Genomic DNA, 18,342 nt, shown 5'->3' with positions numbered 1-18,342 from the left:
TTCGCGGCGGCCGAATCGATTGACACCGTGCGGCAGGGGGCGTACGCCAACCCGCGCGGAGGCTCCCATGGCAGAGGCGATCGCGATCCCGCACAGGTCCGCGCAAGGAACCGTCAGTCCGCAGGGCACGCTCACCGTGTACGAACCCGGAAGCGGTCGCCTGCTCGGCGAAGTGCGGGTCGCCACGGCCGATGACGTGCAAAGGACCGTGCAACAGGCGCGGGCCGCGCAGTCCGAGTGGGGACGCAAGCCGTTCGCCGGCCGCCGTGCCGTCATCCTTCGGTTCAAGGATCTGCTGCTCCAGCGCGCCGAGGAATTCTGCGATCACCTGACGCGCGAGAACGGCAAGACGCGGAACGAATCGCTCTTCATGGAGGTGCTGCCTGTCGCCGACGCGGCGAACTGGTACGCGAACCATGCAGAGAAAGCGCTGGCCGACGAGAAGATCTCCCTCCACCTCTTTCCCCACAAGAAGTCGTACCTGCGGTTGTACCCACGAGGGGTGATCGGGATCATCTCACCGTGGAACTATCCTTTCTCGATCCCGGTCGGCGATGCGCTCGCCGCGCTGATGGCGGGCAACGGGGTGGTGGTGAAGCCGAGCGAGTTCACCCCCATCATCCTGGAGAAGACCCGAGCGCTTTTCGAGGAGGCCGGTCTGCCGCGCGGGCTCTTCGGCGTGGTGCAGGGCAGGGGCGACGTCGGGGCTGAGCTGATCCGCTCCGGCGTCCAGATGGTCGTGTTCACCGGGTCGGTCGCCACCGGGCGCAAGGTGAACGTCGCCGCCGCGGAGCAGATGATCCCCTGCGTGCTCGAGCTCGGCGGCAAGGACCCCGCGATCGTTTTCGACGACGCCGACCTCGATGCCGCCGCGAAGAAGGTCGCCTGGGGCGCGTTCGCCAACTCCGGGCAGACCTGCGCGTCCGTCGAGCGCGTCTACGTCCAGGAGAACGTGGCGAAGCCGTTTACCGAGAAGGTGGTGGCGCTGGCGAAAAAGCTGCGCCAGGGCGAGCCCAACGGCTACGACGTCGACGTTGGCGCGATGACAACGCAGATGCAGGTGGAGATCGTGCGGCGGCACCTCGAGGAAGCCCGGCAGCGCGGAGCGAAGGTCCTCGCCGGCGGCGGGATCGAGGTGACGCCAGAAGGCGCGCGTTTCGTGCAGCCCACCGTGCTGACCGACACGACGCCCGACATGGCCATCGTGCGGGAGGAGACGTTCGGGCCGATGCTCCCGATCATGACCTTCCGCACCGAGGAGGACGCGGTCCGGCTGGCCAACGACTCGAGTTACGGGCTCTCGGCGTACGTGTTCACGAAGGATCGGGCCCGGGCGGAGCGCCTCGCCAACCAGCTCGCGGCGGGTACGGTGATGCACAACGACACGCTGTACACGCACGCTGCCCCCGAGACACCCTGGGGCGGAGTGAAGGCGAGCGGCCTCGGGCGGGTCCACGGCAAGCACGCGCTGCGGGACTTCAGCGAGGTCCGCCACGTCAACCTGGAGCGGCTGAATTTCCCTGCGTTCTGGTACTACCCGTACTCGAAGTCCGCCTGGAGCACCGGACTGCGCGTGTACCGGACGCTGCTGGGGCGCGGCATCACGGGGCGCCTGAAGGCTCTGTTCGGAAAACACTGACGGTTTCGCGGCCGCAGCGCGGTTGACATCCAAGTCCGCGGGCGATACCAACCGCGCCTCTTTGCAACGGTAACGTTCCGGCGCCCGCCTCCGCGGGCGCCGGTGCAGGGAGGGCGGGCAGTGGCGACCTACGATCTCGCGATCATCGGCAGCGGGCCCGGCGGCTACGTCTGCGCCATCCGCGCGGGCCAGAACGGCCTCAAGACCGTGGTCGTCGAGAAGGATCCGCGCGTCGGCGGCACTTGCACGTTGCGGGGGTGCATCCCCACCAAGGCGGTGCTCCACAGCGCCGATGTGTATGACGAGGCGAAGCACGGCACGAGCGTCGGCGTCAACGCCAGCGGCGTCGAGCTCGACATGGACGGCGTGAGGAAGTTCAGCGAAGACGTCGCCAACAAGTCCAGCAAGGGAATCGAATTCCTCTTCCGCAAGAACAAGGTCGAGCGCGTGCACGGACACGGGCGGCTGGCGGGCCCCGGCAAGGTGTCCGTCACCGGCGCCGACGGCAAAGAGCAGATCATCGAGGCGAAGCACGTGTTGGTCGCCACGGGGTCGGCGCCCCGGCTGATCCCGGGCCTCACTCTCGGGCCCCGGGTGATGACCAGCGACGAGCTGCTGGCGAATACCGTGGTCCCGAAACGGTTGATCGTGCTTGGCGCCGGCGCCGTCGGCGTCGAGTTCGCCAGCGCGTACCGCCGGTTCGGCAGCGAAGTGACGGTGGTGGAGATGCTGCCGCGCCTGCTTCCCATCGAGGACGACGACATCTCCACCGAGTTCGAGAAGGCGTTCCGCAAGCGTGGGATCAAGTCGCTGACCAACGCGAAGCTGGAGAAGGTGGACGTCGGCGCGAACGGACTGAAAGCGACGGTCACGACATCCAAGGGTACCGAGATCCTCGAGGCGGATCTCTTCCTCTGCGCCGTCGGACGCCGGCCGGTGAGCGAGAACGTCGGGCTGGAGAAGTTCGCGGCCATCAAGATGGAGCGTGGTTTCGTCCTGGTGGACCCGAGCACCCTGCTCACCGGCGAGAGCTGGGTCTCCGCCATCGGCGACGTCGTCGCGATTCCCGGGCGACCCCATCCCCAGCTCGCGCACCTCGCGTTCGTGGAAGGCGAGTTCGTCGCCGACAAGCTCGCGGGAAAGAAGCCGCATCCGGTGAATTACGACCTGGTGCCCGGAGCGACGTACTCGGAGCCCGAGGTGGCGTCGATCGGCCTGACGGAGAGGGGAGCGAAAGAACGCGGCTACAAGGTCAAGGTGGGCACGTTCCCGTTTTCAGCGAACGGGAAGGCGCGCATCCTGAACCTGGCCGAAGGGATGGTGAAGGTGGTCGCCGAGGAGAAATACGACGAGGTCCTCGGCGTCCACATCGTGGGTCCCCGCGCGACCGAGCTGATCTCCGACGCCTGCTCGCTCCTCAGGCTGGAGACCACCAGCGAGGAGATGCTGCACGTGATGCGGCCGCACCCGACCCTCTCCGAGGCCCTCACCGAGGCCGCCCTGGGAGTGCGCGGGAAACCGCTGCACATCTAAGGACACTATCCGGGAAGGATATCGCTTCCCGGATGTTCAACTCGGGCGCGGGGAGGCTTCCGATGAGCGAGGCAACGTCGTGGCGTCGGGGATTTGCTGCCGGATTTGCGGCACTTGCATTATCCGTCGCCGGTCATGTCGCCACCGCGGAGAGGGCCGTTTCCGCCGGCAGCTCCTGCTCGCTGTCGCGGAGCCGGCTGGCAGATCGGCTGGCTGACCGGGTGACGCCGAACATTGAGGCGCGTTGCCTTGCGCAGCGCGTTGCCCGGTTGGTGCTCGGCGCCGTTCTCGCAGCCTGTTGATCGGCCCATCTCGCGGTTCCGGGCGGTTTCGGTTATACCGCCGGCCTCATGGCCGACTCGCTGATCCAGCTCGGCGGCGCCGCGCGCAAGTGGCGGGAGCCCAAGCCGGAATGGCTGCGAGTGCGCATGCCAGGCGGCGGCCGGTACGAGCAGGTCAAGCGCACGCTCCGCGAGCTGAACCTGCATACCGTTTGCGAAGAGGCGAGCTGCCCCAACGTCGGCGAGTGCTGGGGCGGCGGCACGGCGACCGTCATGCTGATGGGCGACGTCTGCACGCGCGGCTGCCGCTTCTGCGACGTGAGCAGCGGCCTACCCGCGCCACTCGATCCTCTCGAGCCGCGCCACCTCGCCGAGGCGGTGGGCCGCCTGGGGCTCGATTACCTGGTGGTGACGAGCGTCAACCGCGACGAGCTCCAGGACGGCGGGGCTTCCCACTTCGCACAGGCCATCGTCGAGCTCCGGCGCGCGGCTCCGAAGACGCTCGTCGAAGTGCTCACCCCCGACTTCCAGGGGTCGCGCGACGCGCTGCAGATGATCGTCGATGCGCAGCCGACGGTCGCGGCGCACAACGTCGAGACCGTCGAGCGGCTCACTCCGCGCGTCCGCGACCGCCGCGCCACCTACCGCCAATCGCTCGACGTGCTCGACTTCTACAAGCGCCGCGGGATGCGGACGAAGAGCAGCATCATGCTCGGGCTCGGCGAGACGCACGGCGAGGTGATCACCGCGATGCGCGATCTGCGCTCGGTGGGTTGCGACATCCTCACGCTCGGGCAGTACCTGCGGCCGAGCGAGAAGCACCTCGCGGTCGAGGAATTCGTCCGACCCGAGGTGTTCTCGCGCCTCGAACGCGAGGGACTGGCCCTCGGCTTCCGCTTGGTCGCCGCCGGACCGCTGGTCCGCTCCAGCTACAAGGCCGGCGAGTACTTCATCCAGCGCTGGGTCGAGAACGGCGGATAGGATGCCGGCCTGGAACATCATTCAGGCGGTCAACGACGCGCTGAGGATGGAGATGCGGCGCGATCCGCGCGTCGTGGTGCTGGGCGAGGATGTCGGGAAGTTCGGCGGCGTCTTCCGGGCCACGGTGGGACTGATCGAGGAGTTCGGCGCCGATCGGGTGATCGACACGCCGCTCGCCGAATCAGGGATCGTCGGCGCCGCCATCGGGATGGCGATGTATGGCCTGCGGCCGGTGCCCGAGATCCAGTTCTCGGATTTCATCTTTCCGGCCTTCGACCAGATCGTGAACGAGCTGGCGAAGCTCCGGTACCGGAGCGGCGGCCAGTACGCCGCGCCGGTGGTGATCCGCACTCCGGTGGGGGGCGGGATCAAGGGCGGCCACTACCACTCGCAGTCGCCGGAAGCGCTGTTCATCCACACGCCCGGCCTTCAGGTGCTCTGTCCCTCGAACCCCATCGACGCGAAGGGCTTGCTCATCTCCGCCATCCGCCAGGACGACCCGGTCATCTTCATGGAGCCCAAGCGGGTCTACCGCGCCGCGCGCGGGGATGTGCCGGAGGGCGAGTACACGGTCCCGATCGGCGAGGCGAAGGTGGTCCGCGAGGGCAGCGGCATGACGGTGATCGGCTGGGGCGCCATGTTTCACGAGGCGCAGCAGGCGGTCGAGCAGGATCCGCAACTCGATGCCGAGCTCATCGATCTGAGGACGCTCTGGCCCCTCGACATCGAGACGCTGGCGCGCAGCGTGCGCAAGACCGGGCGCTGCGCCATCGTGCAGGAAGCGCCGAAGACCTGTGGATTCGCCGCGGAGATCAGCGCCCTCGTGCAGGAGCGTTGCTTCACCTCGCTGCAAGCGCCCGTCTCTCGCATCACCGGCTGGGACACGCCGTTCCCCTACACGCTGGAAAATGACTATCTGCCGCTCGCGCCGCGCATCCTCCGGTCGCTGCGCGAGCTGAAAGCCTACGAGGCCTGACATGGCCCAGTTCGAGTTCAAGCTGCCCGACATCGGCGAAGGCGTGGTGGAGGGCGAGATCGTCAAGTGGCTGGTGAAGCCCGGCGATCAGATCGTGGAGGACCAGCCGCTGGTCGAAGTGATGACCGACAAGGCCACGGTGACGATCCCCAGCCCGCGGCGCGGGAAGGTGGTGGAGACGGTCGGCAAGGAAGGCGACATCGCCAAGGTGCACTCGACGCTCGTGGTGCTCGACCTCGATGGCGAGGGAACTGCTCAAGCCACACCAACCTCTGGCGTTCCGGCGCAAGCGGCGCCGAGCGTGTCGCCGCAGCAGGCGGGGCAGCCGGCGCCGCTGCAGACGGCGAACGTCCCGCAACCGCAGGCCGGCGCGTCCGCGCACGGCGCGCAGACCAGCGCTCATGCCTCGCGCAACGGCGACGGTCACAAGGTGCTCGCGACTCCGGTGACGCGGCGGATGGCAAGGGAGATGGGCGTCGATCTGGCGGCTCTGCAGGGCTCTGGCCCGCAGGGCCGGGTGATGAAGGCCGACGTGCTCGCTCACGCGGAAAACAAGTCGCGTCCTCCGCCGCAGGCGCCCCCGCCACGGATGCAGGCGCTGGCGCAGGACGAGGTGCGGCCGATGCGGGGGCTGCGCAAGAGCATCGCGAAGAGCATGGTGCAGAGCCACACCTACGTGGTGCCGTTCACCTTCGTGGAGGAGTGCGACACCTCGGCGCTCACTTCGCTGCGCGAGCGTATCAACGCGGAGCTCGCCCGGCGCGGCGAGGCGAAACTGAGCTATCTGCCGTTCATCGCCAAGGCGCTGCTCCACGGGTTCGCCAGGTACCCCGAGCTGAACGCCGTGATGGACGAGGAGAAGCAGGCGCTGGTGGTGAAAAAGGACGTCAACCTCGGTTTTGGCGCCGCCACCGAACAGGGGCTCACCGTGTTCGTGGTGAAGGACGTGCGCAGCAAGACCATCCGGGAGATCGGAGCGGAGATCGACCGACTGGGCAAGGCGGCCCGCGAGCAGAAGCTGCAGCTCCAAGATCTGCAGGGCTCGACGTTCACCATCACCTCGCTGGGCAGGGACGGCGGCCTGATGGCGACGCCGGTGGTGAAGCATCCCGAAGTCGCGATCCTCGGCATCCACAAGATCAAGGAGTACGCCCGGCCGGTCCGCCGCGGCGACGGCAGCGTGGGCGTGGAGATCGCCGAGCGGATGAACCTTTCCTGCTCGTTCGATCACCGGGTGATCGACGGTCACATCGGCGCTGCGTTCCTGTACGAGGTCATCCACGCGCTGGAAGCGCCGGAGCTGCTGCTGCTCGACCAGATCTGATCAGGGCTTCACCCCCGCCCGTGCCAGCTCCGCGCCGAGCCGCCCTCTGAACGCGAGGGCCCACATCTTCCAGTCCGCTGCGAAGCTCCAGAGCGGGTACTTGAACGTGGCCGGCCGGTTGTGCTCGACGAAGAAGTGACCGACCCAGGCGAATGCGTACCCACAGACGAGCGCTGCCAGTACGAGCCACCCGCTCCGCAACGCCAGCGCGCTCAGCAGCAGCACCAGCGATAGCGTCGTGCCGGCGAAGTGCAACCTGCGCGTCGTCGGACGCGAATGCTCGCGCAGGTAGAAGGGCCAGAACTCGGCAAAGGTTTGCATCCGCCGATGGTACACGGTTGCGAGCGGGTCGCGGTTCCTCTAGATCTGCGCGCGCATGAAGCCCGCCCGCAAGCTCGAAACGCCTCCGTTGCCCCGCGAAGTCCTCCTCCGCCTCTACCGCGAGATGGTCCGCCTGCGCACGCTGGACGAGCGGATGATGACCCTGCAGCGGCAGGGCCGCGTCGGCTTCTACGGCGCCTGCACCGGTCAGGAGGCTGCCACGCTCGCCTCCGCCATCGCGCTGGAAGCCAGCGACTGGATCTTCCCGGCGCTTCGCGAAGGCGGGGCGATGCTGCTGAGAGGGTTCCCGCTGGTGCCGTACCTCTGCCAGATCTTCGGCAACTCCGGCGACGAGACCAAGGGACGGCAGATGCCCTCGCACATGGCCTCGAAGAGCGTCAACCAGGTGAGCTGGTCGAGCTGCATCGGAACCCAGCTTCCACAGGCAGTGGGAGCGGCCATGGCGGCGCGCATCAAGGGCGATCGGACGGTGATCGCGGCGTACATGGGCGACGGGGCGACCAGCGAGGGCGATTTCCACGTCGCCATGAACTTCGCCGGCGTCTTCAAGGCGCCCGTGGTCTTCATCTGCCAGAACAACCACTGGGCGATCAGCGTGCCCACCGCGAAGCAGACCGCGAGCGAGTCCATCGCCGTGAAGGCGGATGCGTACGGCTTCCCCGGGGTCAAGGTCGACGGAAACGATGCCGTCGCCGTCTACGGAGCGATGAAAGAGGCGGTCGATCGGGCGCGCAACGGAGGCGGTCCCACCCTGGTCGAATGCGAGACTTACCGGATCGGCGCCCACAGCTCTTCCGACGATCCGACGCGCTACCGCGACGAGCGCGAGGTCGAGCGATGGAAGAAGCGCGACCCGCTGGAGCTGATGCGGTCGCGCCTGCAGGCCTGGGGGATGTGGACGGCGCAGAAGGAGGACGAGCTGCGCGCCCAGGTCCTCGAACAGGTGAACGCCGCCATCGCCGAGGCGGAAAAGAAACCGGATCCTCCGCGGGAATCGCTGTTCGACGACGTCTACGCCAACGCGCCCTGGTCGTTGCGCGAGCAACGCGAGGAGCTGCTGCGAAGTCCCCCGGCTCCGCGCAGCGGCACGGCGCACTGACTACAATTGCCGATGTGACCCGCGCGTTGCACGTCCGCCGCCTCGGCCGCGTCGAATACGAGGACGGCCTCGCCATGCAGAAGCTGCTGGTCGAGGCGCGCGCCCGGGGCCTCGTTCCGGACACGCTGCTGCTTCTCGAGCACCCGCCGGTGATCACGCTGGGCCGGGGAGCGAAGGCGCACAACGTCCTCTGGCCGTCGGAGCTGCTCGCCTCCCGCGGCTTCGAGGTGTTCGAGACGGATCGCGGGGGCGACGTGACCTACCACGGTCCCGGGCAGATCGTGGGCTACCCCGTCGTCGACCTGAAGCCGGACCGCAAGGACGTCCGCAAATACGTGGCGTCGCTGGAGGAGATCATGATCCGCGTCGCCGGGGAGTACGGCATCGGCGCCGCGCGGGTCGCAGGGCGAACCGGAGTCTGGACGCCCGCGGGCAAGCTCGGCGCCATCGGAGTGCACATCTCCCGCTGGATCACCTCGCACGGTTTCGCCTTCAACGTCCGCACCGACCTCGCTGACTTCTCCGCCATCGTGCCGTGCGGAATCCAGGATGCGAGCGTGGCGTCGCTGCAGTCGCTGCTCGGCGAGGCGCCTCCGCTGCACGAGGTGGAGGACGTGTTCGCGCTGAAGGCCGGCCAGGTCTGGGAGACGGAGGTCTTCGAGGTACCGCCGGAATTGCGAACGGTCAGCGTCACGCTGCGGCGGGACGACGGCAGGGTCCTCCTGCTCAGGCGCACGGCCGCGCGCGGCGGCTTCTGGCAGATCCTGACGGGGCGCATGGAACCGGGCGAGAGCCCGCTGCAGACGGCGGCGCGGGAGGTGCACGAAGAGACCGGCTTCTCCCCGCTGCTCGCCGACTTGCGCGAGCTGCGCTACGTGCACTCGCTCGCGCTGGGAGGACGCATTCCGCCGGTGTTCGCGCAAGAGACGGCGTTCGCGGTGCGGGTCGAGGGTGAGCCGACGCTCTCCGACGAGCACGACGAGCACCGCTGGTGCACGCCCGAGGAGGCCCTGCGGCTCTTGCCCTTCGCCGGCCTGCGCCGCGCGGTGCGAGTCGCACTCGTCCTCTGAATCTCACCCGGACCTACAGGCGGCCTACGCCGACGTCTTCTGCTCGGACAGCTCGATGAGATGCCCGGTCCGTTCGCGCTTCGTGCGCAAGTAACCGATGTTGTGCGGATTGCTCTTCGCGAGCGACGGAATCCGCCGGCGCACGGTCACGCCCTCCACTTCCAGGCCGGCGATCTTCTGCGGATTGTTGGTGATCAGGTCGATCGACCGCACCCCGAGCTCCTTCAGCATCTGCGCGGCGATGTCGTAGCGGCGCAGGTCGTCGCCGAAGCCGAGTGCCCGATTCGCCTCGTACGTGTCGGCGCCGCGCGCCTGCAGCGCGTAAGCGCGGATCTTGTTCCCGAGCCCGATGCCGCGCCCTTCCTGCCGCAGATAGATCATCGCCCCGCGCTCGGAACGGCCGATCACGTCGAGGGCGTGCTCGAGCTGCTCCCGGCAGTCGCACTTGAGCGAGCCGAGGATCTCGCTCGTCAGGCACTCGCTGTGGACGCGCACCGGCACGCCTTCATGGCCGCGAACGTCGCCCTTGACCGCGACGACATGTTCCTTGCCGGTCCCGGTCTCGCGGAATACGAACGCCCGCAACAGCCCGTGGCGCGTGGGAAGCGGCGCTTCCGAATAGAGCTCGACCAGGCTGTTCGGGGACGGTACGGCGTGCAGGTGTGCGCTCGACAAAGCTGCCTCCTCTTGCACTTGCTTGGATGCTCTACCGAGGGGAAGGTTCCCTGTTTCGCTCAAAACGTCCACTACCCGCGGCGTTTTGCCGCCTGCCGCATCCAAGTGCTAGAGGACGCACCCATGCATCAGATCGAAGCAGAGTTCAGCTTCGCGGCCGCCCACCGGCTTCCGCGTTACAACGGCAAGTGCTTCAACCTGCACGGCCACAACTACCGCTTTCAGGTCGTGCTGCGCGGCGAGCCCGACCCCTACTCGGGCATCTTCGTGGACTTCGGCGACGTCGAGAAGATCGTCAAGGAGCACGTGCTCGACCGCGTCGATCACACCAACCTGAACGACTCCATCGAGAACCCGACGGCGGAGAACATCGCGACCTGGATGTGGCACCACCTGGAAGGAAAGCTGCCGGGGCTCGTCGAGATCCGGCTCTGGGAAGTTCCCACGAGCTGCGTGGTCTACCGCGGTCCACACGGGAAATGGTGAATGGCGCTGCCGGATCGCAAAGCGCAGTCGCCCGACCGCAAGGCGCTCGCCAAGGCCATCGAGGATCTCTTGCTGGCCTCCGGCGCCGAGCTGGACGCCGAGACGCGTGAGACTCCGGGCCGCGTGGCCAAGGCATTCAGCGAAGACCTGCTCGACGGCTACGCGCGCGATGCGGTGGAGACGCTGAAGAGCTCGCTCGTGCCGGCGCCCCGCCGCGGCGAGCTTGTGATCGCCTCGCAGATCGACTTCCACGCGATGTGCCCGCACCATCTGCTTCCCTACAAGGGCACCGCGGCGGTCGGCTATGTCGCGGATCAGTGGCTGGTCGGCTTCGGCAAGATCGCCGAGGCGACCGATGCGCTGGCGCACAGGCTGATCCTGCAGGAGCAGCTCGTGCACCGCCTTTGCGAGAGCATCGGTGCCGCGCTCAACCCGCTCGGCGCCGGCGTCGTCATCGTCGCCGAGCACGGGTGCATGCAGGTCCGCGGTCCCATGCGCCGGCACAGCCGGATCACTGTCCAGGCCTGGGCGGGCGTGTTCGAGAAGGACGCCGAGCTGCGCCATTCGCTGGCTCGGCGCGCGGAAGGAGGATGAAGGCGCTGGTCACAGGCGCCTCGCGGGGGATCGGCCTTGCCGTCGCAGAAGCCCTGATTGCCGACGGAGCGCAGGTGACCGTGTGCGCATCCCGATCCGTGCCCGAGGTGCGCGGCGCCGCTCTCGCGCGGCGCTGCGATGTGTCCGACGAAGCGGACGTCCGCGCGCTCTTCGCCGAGGCGGGGCGCTGCGATTGCGTCGTGCTCAACGCCGGCGTGCTGGAGCGCGGGCCGATCGAGTCGTTCAGCGCGCAGCAGTGGGACCGCGTTCTCGGCGTCAACCTGCGCGGCGCGTTTCTCTGCGCCCGCGAGGGCTTCCGTACCGGCGCCACCCGGATCGTCGCGATCGGCTCGATCAGCGGGACGCTGGGCACCGCGCACGGTGCCGCCTACAACGCGAGCAAGTGGGGTCTCACCGGGCTCATCAAGTCGCTGGCGGAAGAAGGCCGCGAGCGTGGCATCTTCTGCGCCGCCGTCCTCCCCGGCGGAGTGGCGACGCGGATGCTGGAGCAGACGCCGTTCGAGCCGAGCGTGCGCGCGGAGGAAGTGGCGCGGGTGGTGAGGTTTCTCTGCACCGAGGCTCCGTTCGCGATGACCGGCAGCGCCGTCGAGGTGTTCGGGTGAACGCGCTCGCGGACGAGTTGTCGGCACTCGGGCTGCAGACGGCCGCCATCGATCCATACGCGCGCGACGAGAGCGGCTGTGGCGAGTATCCCCCGCAAGCGGCGGTGCAGGCGCGCACCGCGGCGGAGGTCCAGAAGGTGCTGGCCTACTCGCGACAGCGGAGGATTCCGGTCGTCCCCCGGGGAGCCGGTTCCGGGAAGAGCGGGGGAGCGCTGGCGGAGCGGGGCGGAATCGTGCTCTCGCTGGAAAAGCTGGACCGCATCATCGAGGTCTCTCGGGCCGACATGGTCTGCGTCGTCGAGCCGGGCGTCATCCTGGAAAAGCTGCAGGCGGCGGTGGAGGCCGAAGGTTTGTTCTATCCGCCCGACCCGAACTCGCAGGCGATGTGCTCCATCGGTGGAAACCTGGCGCACAACGCCGGCGGTCCGCGCGCGCTCAAGTACGGCGTGACGCGCGACTACGTGCTCGGGCTGCGGGCGGTCCTGCCCACGGGCGAATTGATCCGCACCGGTCACCGGAGCTGGAAAGGGGTGGCCGGCTACGACCTGACCCAGCTCCTCGTCGGGAGCGAAGGAACGCTGGCGGTGATCGTCGAAGCGACGCTGAAGCTCATCCCGCTTCCACGCTCGGTCGCGACGCTGCTGGCTTTCTTCCCGGACGAAGACAAGGCCGCGCTCGCGGTCCAGAAGATCTTTGGCGCGGGCCTCTTGCCGAGGGCCTGCGAGCTGCTCGACGGGCCCACGATGCGCGCGGTCAGCCCGCGGGCGCCGTTCAAGTTCCCCGAAGGCGTCGGCGGGGCGCTCATCGTCGAGCACGACGGCCACGGCGAAGGGGTCTTCGACGAGCTGGCGAAGTCCGGCGAGCTCTGCACCGAGGCCGGCGCCCACGAGGTGGTCGCCGCCCAGGACGAAGCCCAGCGCCGCCGCGTCTGGGAAACGCGGCGGATGATCTCGGTTGCCCTCACCGCCATCCGGCCGCACAAGATCAGCGAGGACGTCGCCGTCCCCCGCGGCAGGCTCATCGAGCTGATCGGGCGGGTGCGCGCCATCGGTGAGCGCTTTGGCCTGCCGACGGCGTGCTACGGACATGCCGGCGACGGCAACCTGCATGTCAATCTGCTCTTCGAATCCCAGGAGGAGCGCGCGCGCGGCCACGCGGCGGTGGAAGAGGTCCTCCAGGCCGCCATCGATCTGGGCGGGACGATCACGGGGGAGCACGGAGTCGGCCTCGCCAAGCGCGCCTTTCTCGCGCGCGAGCAGAGCCGCGATGTCATCGAGCTGCAGCGACGGCTCAAATTGGCCTTCGATCCGGACAACCTGTTGAATCCCGGCAAGATACTGCCACCACCGGAGCGCTAGCGAAGCGAGCGGGTGCGGGACTTGACCACCCCGTCTGCGTGCTTTAGGGTCCCCCGCCCTTGGCCGACCTGACGCAGACACGCGCCGAGCCCGCTCCGGAGGAGCCGCGGGCTGACGGACAGCCCGGCGATCGCGAGCTGGTGGAGCGCGCCCAGCACGGCGATGGCGCGGCCTTCGCCATGCTCGTCGAGCGCCACCAGCGCCAGCTCTACCGGCTGGCGCTGCGAATGACGGGCTCGGAGGCCGACGCGCAGGAAGTGCTCCAGGAAGCGTTCCTGAACGCCTACCAGAAGCTGCCGCTGTTCCGCGGGGAGGCGCAGTTCTCCAGCTGGCTGTACCGCATCGCCGCGAACAGCGCGCTGATGCGCCTGCGGCGCAAGCGTCGGGCGCCCGATACCCTCGGTGACCAGCCGCTCGAGCTGGCGGGCCCCCGGTTCTCTGCCGAGGGCTACCTCGAGCCGGCCAGCAACAGCGACTGGTCGCAGCGCGCGGACGAGAAGATGATGTCCGGCGAATTGGGCGCGGCGATCAACAAGGCGGTGGAGCAACTTCCCGACGACTACCGGACGGTGTTCCTGCTCAAGGACGTCGATGGGCTCTCGAACGAGGACATCGCCCACGCCCTCGATCTGACGGTACCGGCGGTGAAGAGCCGGCTCCACCGCGCCAGGCTGGCTTTGCGCGAGAAGCTGGGCGAATTCTTCGACGCTCCCGCGAAATGACTCCGAACCGCGAATCCACCAATGGCGGAGTGCATCTTTCCAAGCAGGTCGGCTAGGATACCCGGCCGCCGCCACTCCCACCCCAGGAAGCGACGCGTTGACCAGTCCCATCCAGCACTGCAAGGAATGCGTCGAGTTGCTCGGCGAGTACATCGAGGGCACGCTTTCCCCCGAGCGAGCGAAGGCACTGGAAGATCATCTCAGCTTTTGTCCTCCCTGCATCACCTTCGTCCGCACCTATCGCGCGACGCGGAAGCTCTGCCGGCACGCGCTCGCGGCCGAGATGCCCCAGGAGCTGATGAGCTCGTTGTCATCGTTCCTCGGCAAGCACGTGCCCGGTTTCCCCTGCTCGAAGGGCGACACAGCGGCGGTCCAGGAGACCGCCGCCGCCGACACCGGGCGCAAGAAAGTCTAGAAACGCCGTTGATGAGCATCGATCCCGAGCACCTTCTCTCCGCGCTGCGTCGCGCGCGCGGAAAGGGGCTCTCCCTCAAGCAGCTCTCCGGCCAGCTCCGCCTCGGCCAGTCCCAGCGGCATCCGCTGCGCCGCGCTCTCGCCGATCTGATGAAGCACGGTCGCGCCAGCTACGACGGTCACGTCTACCGCGAAGTCGAGGGTCACGACCGCGCCGACGGGGACCGCCGCACGGCTTCCGGCGAGACGCCCCGGCCTCAGTCGCGCCGAGCGCCGGCGGCGATGATCGAAGGAGCGCGCATGCATCGCGACAAGGGACCCGCGCAGGGCGCGCGCAAGCCGGGGGCGGAAGTCACCGGCGTCATCCATCTGAAGGCGGAAGGGTACGGCTTCGTCTCGCCGCTGCTCGGCGACGGCGGCCGCGAGGACGATCTCTTCGTGCCGCCGCAGTTCACCAGGGGCGCGCTCGACGGGGACGTGGTGCGGGCGCGCGCCATCCGCGGCCGCGACGGCCGGCTCGCGGGCGAGGTGCTCGAGGTCGTCGAGCGGCGGCGCCAGCTCGCGCTCGGGATCTACCAGGCGAAGGGAAAGGCGCAGTGGGTGATCCCCCACGATCGCAACCTGACAGGCAACATCGCCGTTCCGCGTCATCCCCGCGCGCGCGACGGCGACATGGTCAAGGTCAGGCTCCACCGGGAGATCCAGGGGGCGCTGCAGGGCGAGATCATCTCCGTCCTGGGCGACCGCGGCGATCCCCGCTTCGAGATCCTCGCCGCCGCGTACGCGGAAGGATTCTCGGACGAGTTCGACCCGGCGACGCTGATCGCCGCGCAGAGCGTCCCGGACCATGTCCACCCCGACGAGATCTCCGGCCGGCGCGACCTGCGCCACCTGCCGCTCGTGACCATCGACGGCGAGGACGCGCGCGATTTCGACGACGCCGTCCACGTCTCGCGGACGCCCGGCGGGTACCGCCTGGTGGTCGCCATCGCGGACGTCGCGCACTACGTACGGCCGGGCGGGCCGCTCGATCGCGAGGCGCTGCGGCGCGCCACCAGCGTCTATTTCCCGGGGACCGTGCTGCCGATGCTTCCGGAGCGGCTCTCGAACGGGATCTGCTCCCTGAATCCCGACGTGGACCGGCTCTGCACCGTCTGCGATCTGGCCCTCGACAAGTCCGGCACACCGCTGCAGGCAGACATCTACGAAGCCGTGATGCGAAGCCACGCGCGGCTCACGTACACGCGGGTCGCCGAAGCGCTGGCGGGCGACGCCGATCCCCAGTTGCGGCCGCTGCTGGACGACCTGAAGGCCGCGCACGAGCTGTCGAAGAAGCTCACGCGGCGGCGGCAGCTGCGAGGGAGCATCGACTTCGATCTGCCGGAGGCGAAGATCGTCCTCGACGAGCAGGGAAGGGTGGCGGAGATCGCGCGACGGCCGCGCAACGACGCGCACCGGCTGGTCGAGGAGTTCATGCTCGCCGCCAACGAGGCAGTGGCGCGCTTCTTCCAGGTGCGCGGCCTTCCCACCGTCTACCGGATCCACGACCAGCCGGACCGCGAGAAGCTCGACGCCTTCGCCGCGCTGGCCCGCTCGCACGGGTTCGATCTGCCGGCGGGCGAGGAGTTGACGCCCAGGGTGCTCAACGATTTCCTCAAGGCAGTCGAGGGAAAGCCGGCCCAGAAGGCGCTCAACTCACTCCTCTTGCGCGCGATGATGCAGGCGCAATACAGCCCCGACAACATCGGCCACTATGGCCTTGCCGCGCCGACGTACCTGCATTTCACCTCGCCGATCCGGCGCTATCCGGACCTGATGGTCCACCGCCTGCTCAAGGAGCACTGGGTGCGCGGCGGCCGGCCATTGCGCGATCCGGAACGCGAGGAACAGGAGGCGTACCTCGCCGGAGTTTCCGCCCAGTGCTCCGATCGGGAGCGCGCGGCAATGAAGGCGGAGCGCGACGTCGACAACTTCTACTCGGCGCTCTACATGCAGGACAAGGTCGGCGAGAAGTTCAAGGCGGTGGTTTCAGGTGTCGCCGACTTCGGGCTCTTCTGCGAGCTGGAAGAGGTGTTCGTCGAGGGGCTGGTCCCCGCCGAGTCGCTGGGCGCGGGTGTCGAGCTGGACAAGGAAATGCAGCGACTGATCGTCGGCAGTTCAGGCCGGAGCTACTCCATCGGCGACGAGATCGTGGTGGAAGTGATCGCGGTCGATCCCGCACGCCGCCGCATCACCCTGGGGCTGGCGGAGAAGGGCGTCGCGCCTGCCGGGCAGTGGCTGACTCCCGAAGACATCGTTCCATCGTCTACGTCGCGGTCGAAGCCGCGCCGGCAGGCCCCGCGGGCTGTTGCGCCATCGCCTCGTCGGCCTCCGCGTGGGTCACCGCCTGGCCGCCCGCCTCGTCGTAAAGGAACACGAGACGGCGGTCGATGAACGGGCGGAAGTAGGCCGGCCAACCCACCCGGACTTCGCTCTCCTTGACGTCGTCGCGGGACGCGAGGCGGACCTGCGTCGCGTCGGTACGGGATGCTACGGGAAAGAGCCGGAGCCGGCCGGCGAAGTGGATGATCTCGCCGTGGTCAGTGGTGGCCTTCTTCGGCATGCGCCCGCTGTATCGCAGCGGCAACTTGCGCGCAATCGCCGCTTGCCATCGAATTCACGACGGGTAAAAGGGCTCCGTGGCTCACACCTTCCATCTCGGTCGGCGGGCCGGACTCCTCCTGCCTCTCTCCTCGGTGCGGGGTGGCGCCGGCGATCTCGGGAGCTACGCGGACGCCGGACGCGTCTCGGACTGGCTGCTCACCGCCGCCTGCACGCTCTGGCAGCTCTTGCCGTTCAACGAAGTGTCGCCAGGGCAGGACAGTCCGTATGCCGCTTGCAGCTCGTTCGCGCTCGAGCCCGTCTACATCGACCTGAACGGCGTCCCTGACCTGGATGCGCTCGCGCCCGACGAGGAAGCGGAGCTCTCGCGGCTGCGGCGTGAGCCGCGCGTCGATTTCGCGCACTACCGGCGCGTCAAGCGGGATGCCTTGGGCCGCGCCTTCCGCCGGTTCTTCCACCGCGAGCGCGGCACCGACCGCGATCGGGCTTTTCGCGAATTCCGTCAGGAGCACGCGGCGTGGATCGAGGATTGGGCTCTCTACCGCGCGCTGCACGAAGAGCGGCAGAAGAGCTGGCGCGACTGGGAGCCGCCCCTGCGCGATCGCGACCCGGCGGCGCTGGACCAGGCGCGCGGTCGGTTGCGCGAGCAGATCGACGAGCTCTGCTACGTGCAGTGGATCGCGGATTCGCAATGGCGGGCCGGACGCGCCGAAGCGAACGCCAAGGGCGTCAAGGTGCTCGGCGATCTGCCCTTCATGGTCGCGGAGGATTCCGCGGACGTGTGGAGCTTCCAGCGGTTCTTCCGCTTCGACGCCACCGTCGGTGTGCCGCCGGACGCCTATAGCGCGGAGGGCCAGGACTGGGGTCTTCCGGTGCCGCGGTGGGAAGAGATGCGGGAGGCGGGCGATCCATGGTTGCACCAGCGCGCCGAGCGCGCGGCCGAGCTGTACGACGCATTCCGCGTCGACCACGTCGTCGGCCTCTACCGGACGTATGCGCGTCCCATCGACAAGCGGACGCCCTTTTTCATCCCCGCCGACGAGTCCCGGCAGCGCGAACAGGGCGAGCGGGTGCTGGCGCTCCTCGGCGAGAAAGCGGAAGTGCTGGCGGAGGATCTCGGGACGGTGCCGAACTTCGTGCGCGCGTCGTTGGCGGAGCAGGAGATTCCCGGAACGAAGGTGCTTCGCTGGGAAAACGACCGGGGCGTGCCGCGCGACGTGACGCGCTTCCCGCACGTATCGGTGGCGGTGACGGGCACGCACGACACCGAATCGTTGCGGAGCTGGTGGGAAGGCCTGGAAGACCGGGAGCGCGAGTATCAGCTCCGCCAGCCGCAGCTCGCGCGTCTCCACGGACCCGACGAGAAGCAATTCACGGGCGAGACCCGGAAGGCGCTGCTGGAGCTGGCGTATTCCGCCTCCAGCGATGCGCTCCTGACGCCGATCACCGATGCGCTCGGCTGGCAGGACCGGATGAACACGCCGGGCACCGTGGGCACACACAACTGGACGTTTCGCCTGCCCTGGTCGATTTCCGAGCTGTTTTCCGCGCCCGGGCCCGTGGCGCTGGCGCGGGAGCTTGCACATCTTGCGGAGAGGTACGGCCGCAAGCGGTGACGGGAACC

17 protein-coding genes are annotated in these 18,342 nt (G+C 68.4%); 15 read left to right on the top strand and 2 right to left on the bottom strand.

Annotation, left to right across the window (positions count from 1 at the left end; translation table 11 throughout):
* Positions 1-67 precede the first annotated feature (67 nt).
* From E6J58_11905 to E6J58_11885, 5 genes are all read left to right on the top strand, one after another.
* Positions 68-1,639 carry an aldehyde dehydrogenase family protein gene (locus E6J58_11905; GenBank protein ID TMB37316.1) on the top strand — a complete coding sequence of 524 codons (1,572 nt, stop codon included), beginning with the start codon at positions 68-70 and terminating at the stop codon, positions 1,637-1,639.
* Positions 1,640-1,759: 120 nt separating this feature from the next.
* Complete coding sequence (gene lpdA / locus E6J58_11900; GenBank protein ID TMB37315.1) at positions 1,760-3,172, top strand: dihydrolipoyl dehydrogenase; 1,413 nt, start codon at positions 1,760-1,762, stop codon at positions 3,170-3,172.
* Between the two features lie 350 nt (positions 3,173-3,522).
* Positions 3,523-4,434, top strand: a complete 912-nt coding sequence (gene lipA / locus E6J58_11895) for a lipoyl synthase (protein TMB37314.1) — start codon at positions 3,523-3,525, stop codon at positions 4,432-4,434.
* Position 4,435: 1 nt separating this feature from the next.
* Complete coding sequence (locus E6J58_11890; protein TMB37313.1) at positions 4,436-5,410, top strand: alpha-ketoacid dehydrogenase subunit beta; 975 nt, start codon at positions 4,436-4,438, stop codon at positions 5,408-5,410.
* A 1-nt stretch (position 5,411) separates the two neighbouring features.
* A complete protein-coding gene (locus E6J58_11885; protein TMB37312.1) occupies positions 5,412-6,734 on the top strand; it encodes a 2-oxo acid dehydrogenase subunit E2 in 1,323 nt (440 codons plus the stop codon).
* On the opposite strand, the gene E6J58_11880 is transcribed toward E6J58_11885, so the two are convergent.
* Positions 6,735-7,055, bottom strand: a complete 321-nt coding sequence (locus tag E6J58_11880) for a DUF962 domain-containing protein (protein ID TMB37311.1) — start codon at positions 7,053-7,055, stop codon at positions 6,735-6,737.
* 55 nt (positions 7,056-7,110) lie between these two features.
* Here E6J58_11880 and pdhA point away from each other — a divergent pair, with 55 nt between their 5' ends.
* Positions 7,111-8,175: a pyruvate dehydrogenase (acetyl-transferring) E1 component subunit alpha gene (pdhA, locus tag E6J58_11875; GenBank protein ID TMB37310.1), complete on the top strand. Its 1,065-nt coding sequence runs from the start codon at positions 7,111-7,113 to the stop codon at positions 8,173-8,175.
* Positions 8,176-8,201: 26 nt separating this feature from the next.
* Entirely contained in the window at positions 8,202-9,245 is a 1,044-nt protein-coding gene (lipB, locus tag E6J58_11870; protein ID TMB37411.1) for a lipoyl(octanoyl) transferase LipB, read from the top strand.
* 24 nt (positions 9,246-9,269) lie between these two features.
* Here the strand turns inward: lipB and ribA are convergent, their stop codons facing one another.
* The gene (gene ribA / locus E6J58_11865; GenBank protein ID TMB37309.1) at positions 9,270-9,920 is read right to left on the bottom strand and encodes a GTP cyclohydrolase II; all 651 of its coding nucleotides are present in this window, start codon (positions 9,918-9,920) and stop codon (positions 9,270-9,272) included.
* 123 nt (positions 9,921-10,043) lie between these two features.
* On the opposite strand from ribA, the gene queD reads away from it, so the two are divergent.
* The 8 genes from queD (at position 10,044) to malQ (ending at position 18,334) form a co-directional block, all read left to right on the top strand.
* The gene (gene queD, locus E6J58_11860) at positions 10,044-10,406 is read left to right on the top strand and encodes a 6-carboxytetrahydropterin synthase QueD (protein ID TMB37308.1); all 363 of its coding nucleotides are present in this window, start codon (positions 10,044-10,046) and stop codon (positions 10,404-10,406) included.
* Positions 10,407-11,000: a GTP cyclohydrolase I gene (locus E6J58_11855; GenBank protein TMB37307.1), complete on the top strand. Its 594-nt coding sequence runs from the start codon at positions 10,407-10,409 to the stop codon at positions 10,998-11,000.
* Positions 10,997-11,623: an SDR family oxidoreductase gene (locus tag E6J58_11850; GenBank protein ID TMB37306.1), complete on the top strand. Its 627-nt coding sequence runs from the start codon at positions 10,997-10,999 to the stop codon at positions 11,621-11,623. The genes E6J58_11855 and E6J58_11850 overlap by 4 nt, the downstream gene beginning before the upstream one ends.
* Complete coding sequence (locus E6J58_11845) at positions 11,404-12,981, top strand: FAD-binding protein (protein TMB37305.1); 1,578 nt, start codon at positions 11,404-11,406, stop codon at positions 12,979-12,981. Before E6J58_11850 ends, E6J58_11845 begins: the two co-directional genes overlap by 220 nt.
* A gap of 68 nt (positions 12,982-13,049) precedes the next feature.
* On the top strand, positions 13,050-13,703 hold the full coding sequence (locus E6J58_11840) for a sigma-70 family RNA polymerase sigma factor (protein TMB37410.1): 654 nt from the start codon (positions 13,050-13,052) through the stop codon (positions 13,701-13,703).
* Between the two features lie 109 nt (positions 13,704-13,812).
* Positions 13,813-14,118 carry a zf-HC2 domain-containing protein gene (locus E6J58_11835; GenBank protein TMB37409.1) on the top strand — a complete coding sequence of 102 codons (306 nt, stop codon included), beginning with the start codon at positions 13,813-13,815 and terminating at the stop codon, positions 14,116-14,118.
* A gap of 11 nt (positions 14,119-14,129) precedes the next feature.
* Positions 14,130-16,550 carry a ribonuclease R gene (rnr, locus tag E6J58_11830; protein ID TMB37304.1) on the top strand — a complete coding sequence of 807 codons (2,421 nt, stop codon included), beginning with the start codon at positions 14,130-14,132 and terminating at the stop codon, positions 16,548-16,550.
* Positions 16,551-16,795: 245 nt separating this feature from the next.
* A complete protein-coding gene (gene malQ, locus E6J58_11825) occupies positions 16,796-18,334 on the top strand; it encodes a 4-alpha-glucanotransferase (GenBank protein ID TMB37303.1) in 1,539 nt (512 codons plus the stop codon).
* The last annotated feature ends 8 nt before the right edge of the window (positions 18,335-18,342 follow it).

The sequence above is a fragment of the Deltaproteobacteria bacterium genome (genome assembly GCA_005879535.1).
GTDB lineage: Bacteria > Myxococcota > Myxococcia > Myxococcales > 40CM-4-68-19 > 40CM-4-68-19.
The sequence above is the reverse complement of the archived record's forward strand: the minus strand, read 5'-3'. Positions and strand labels throughout refer to the sequence as shown.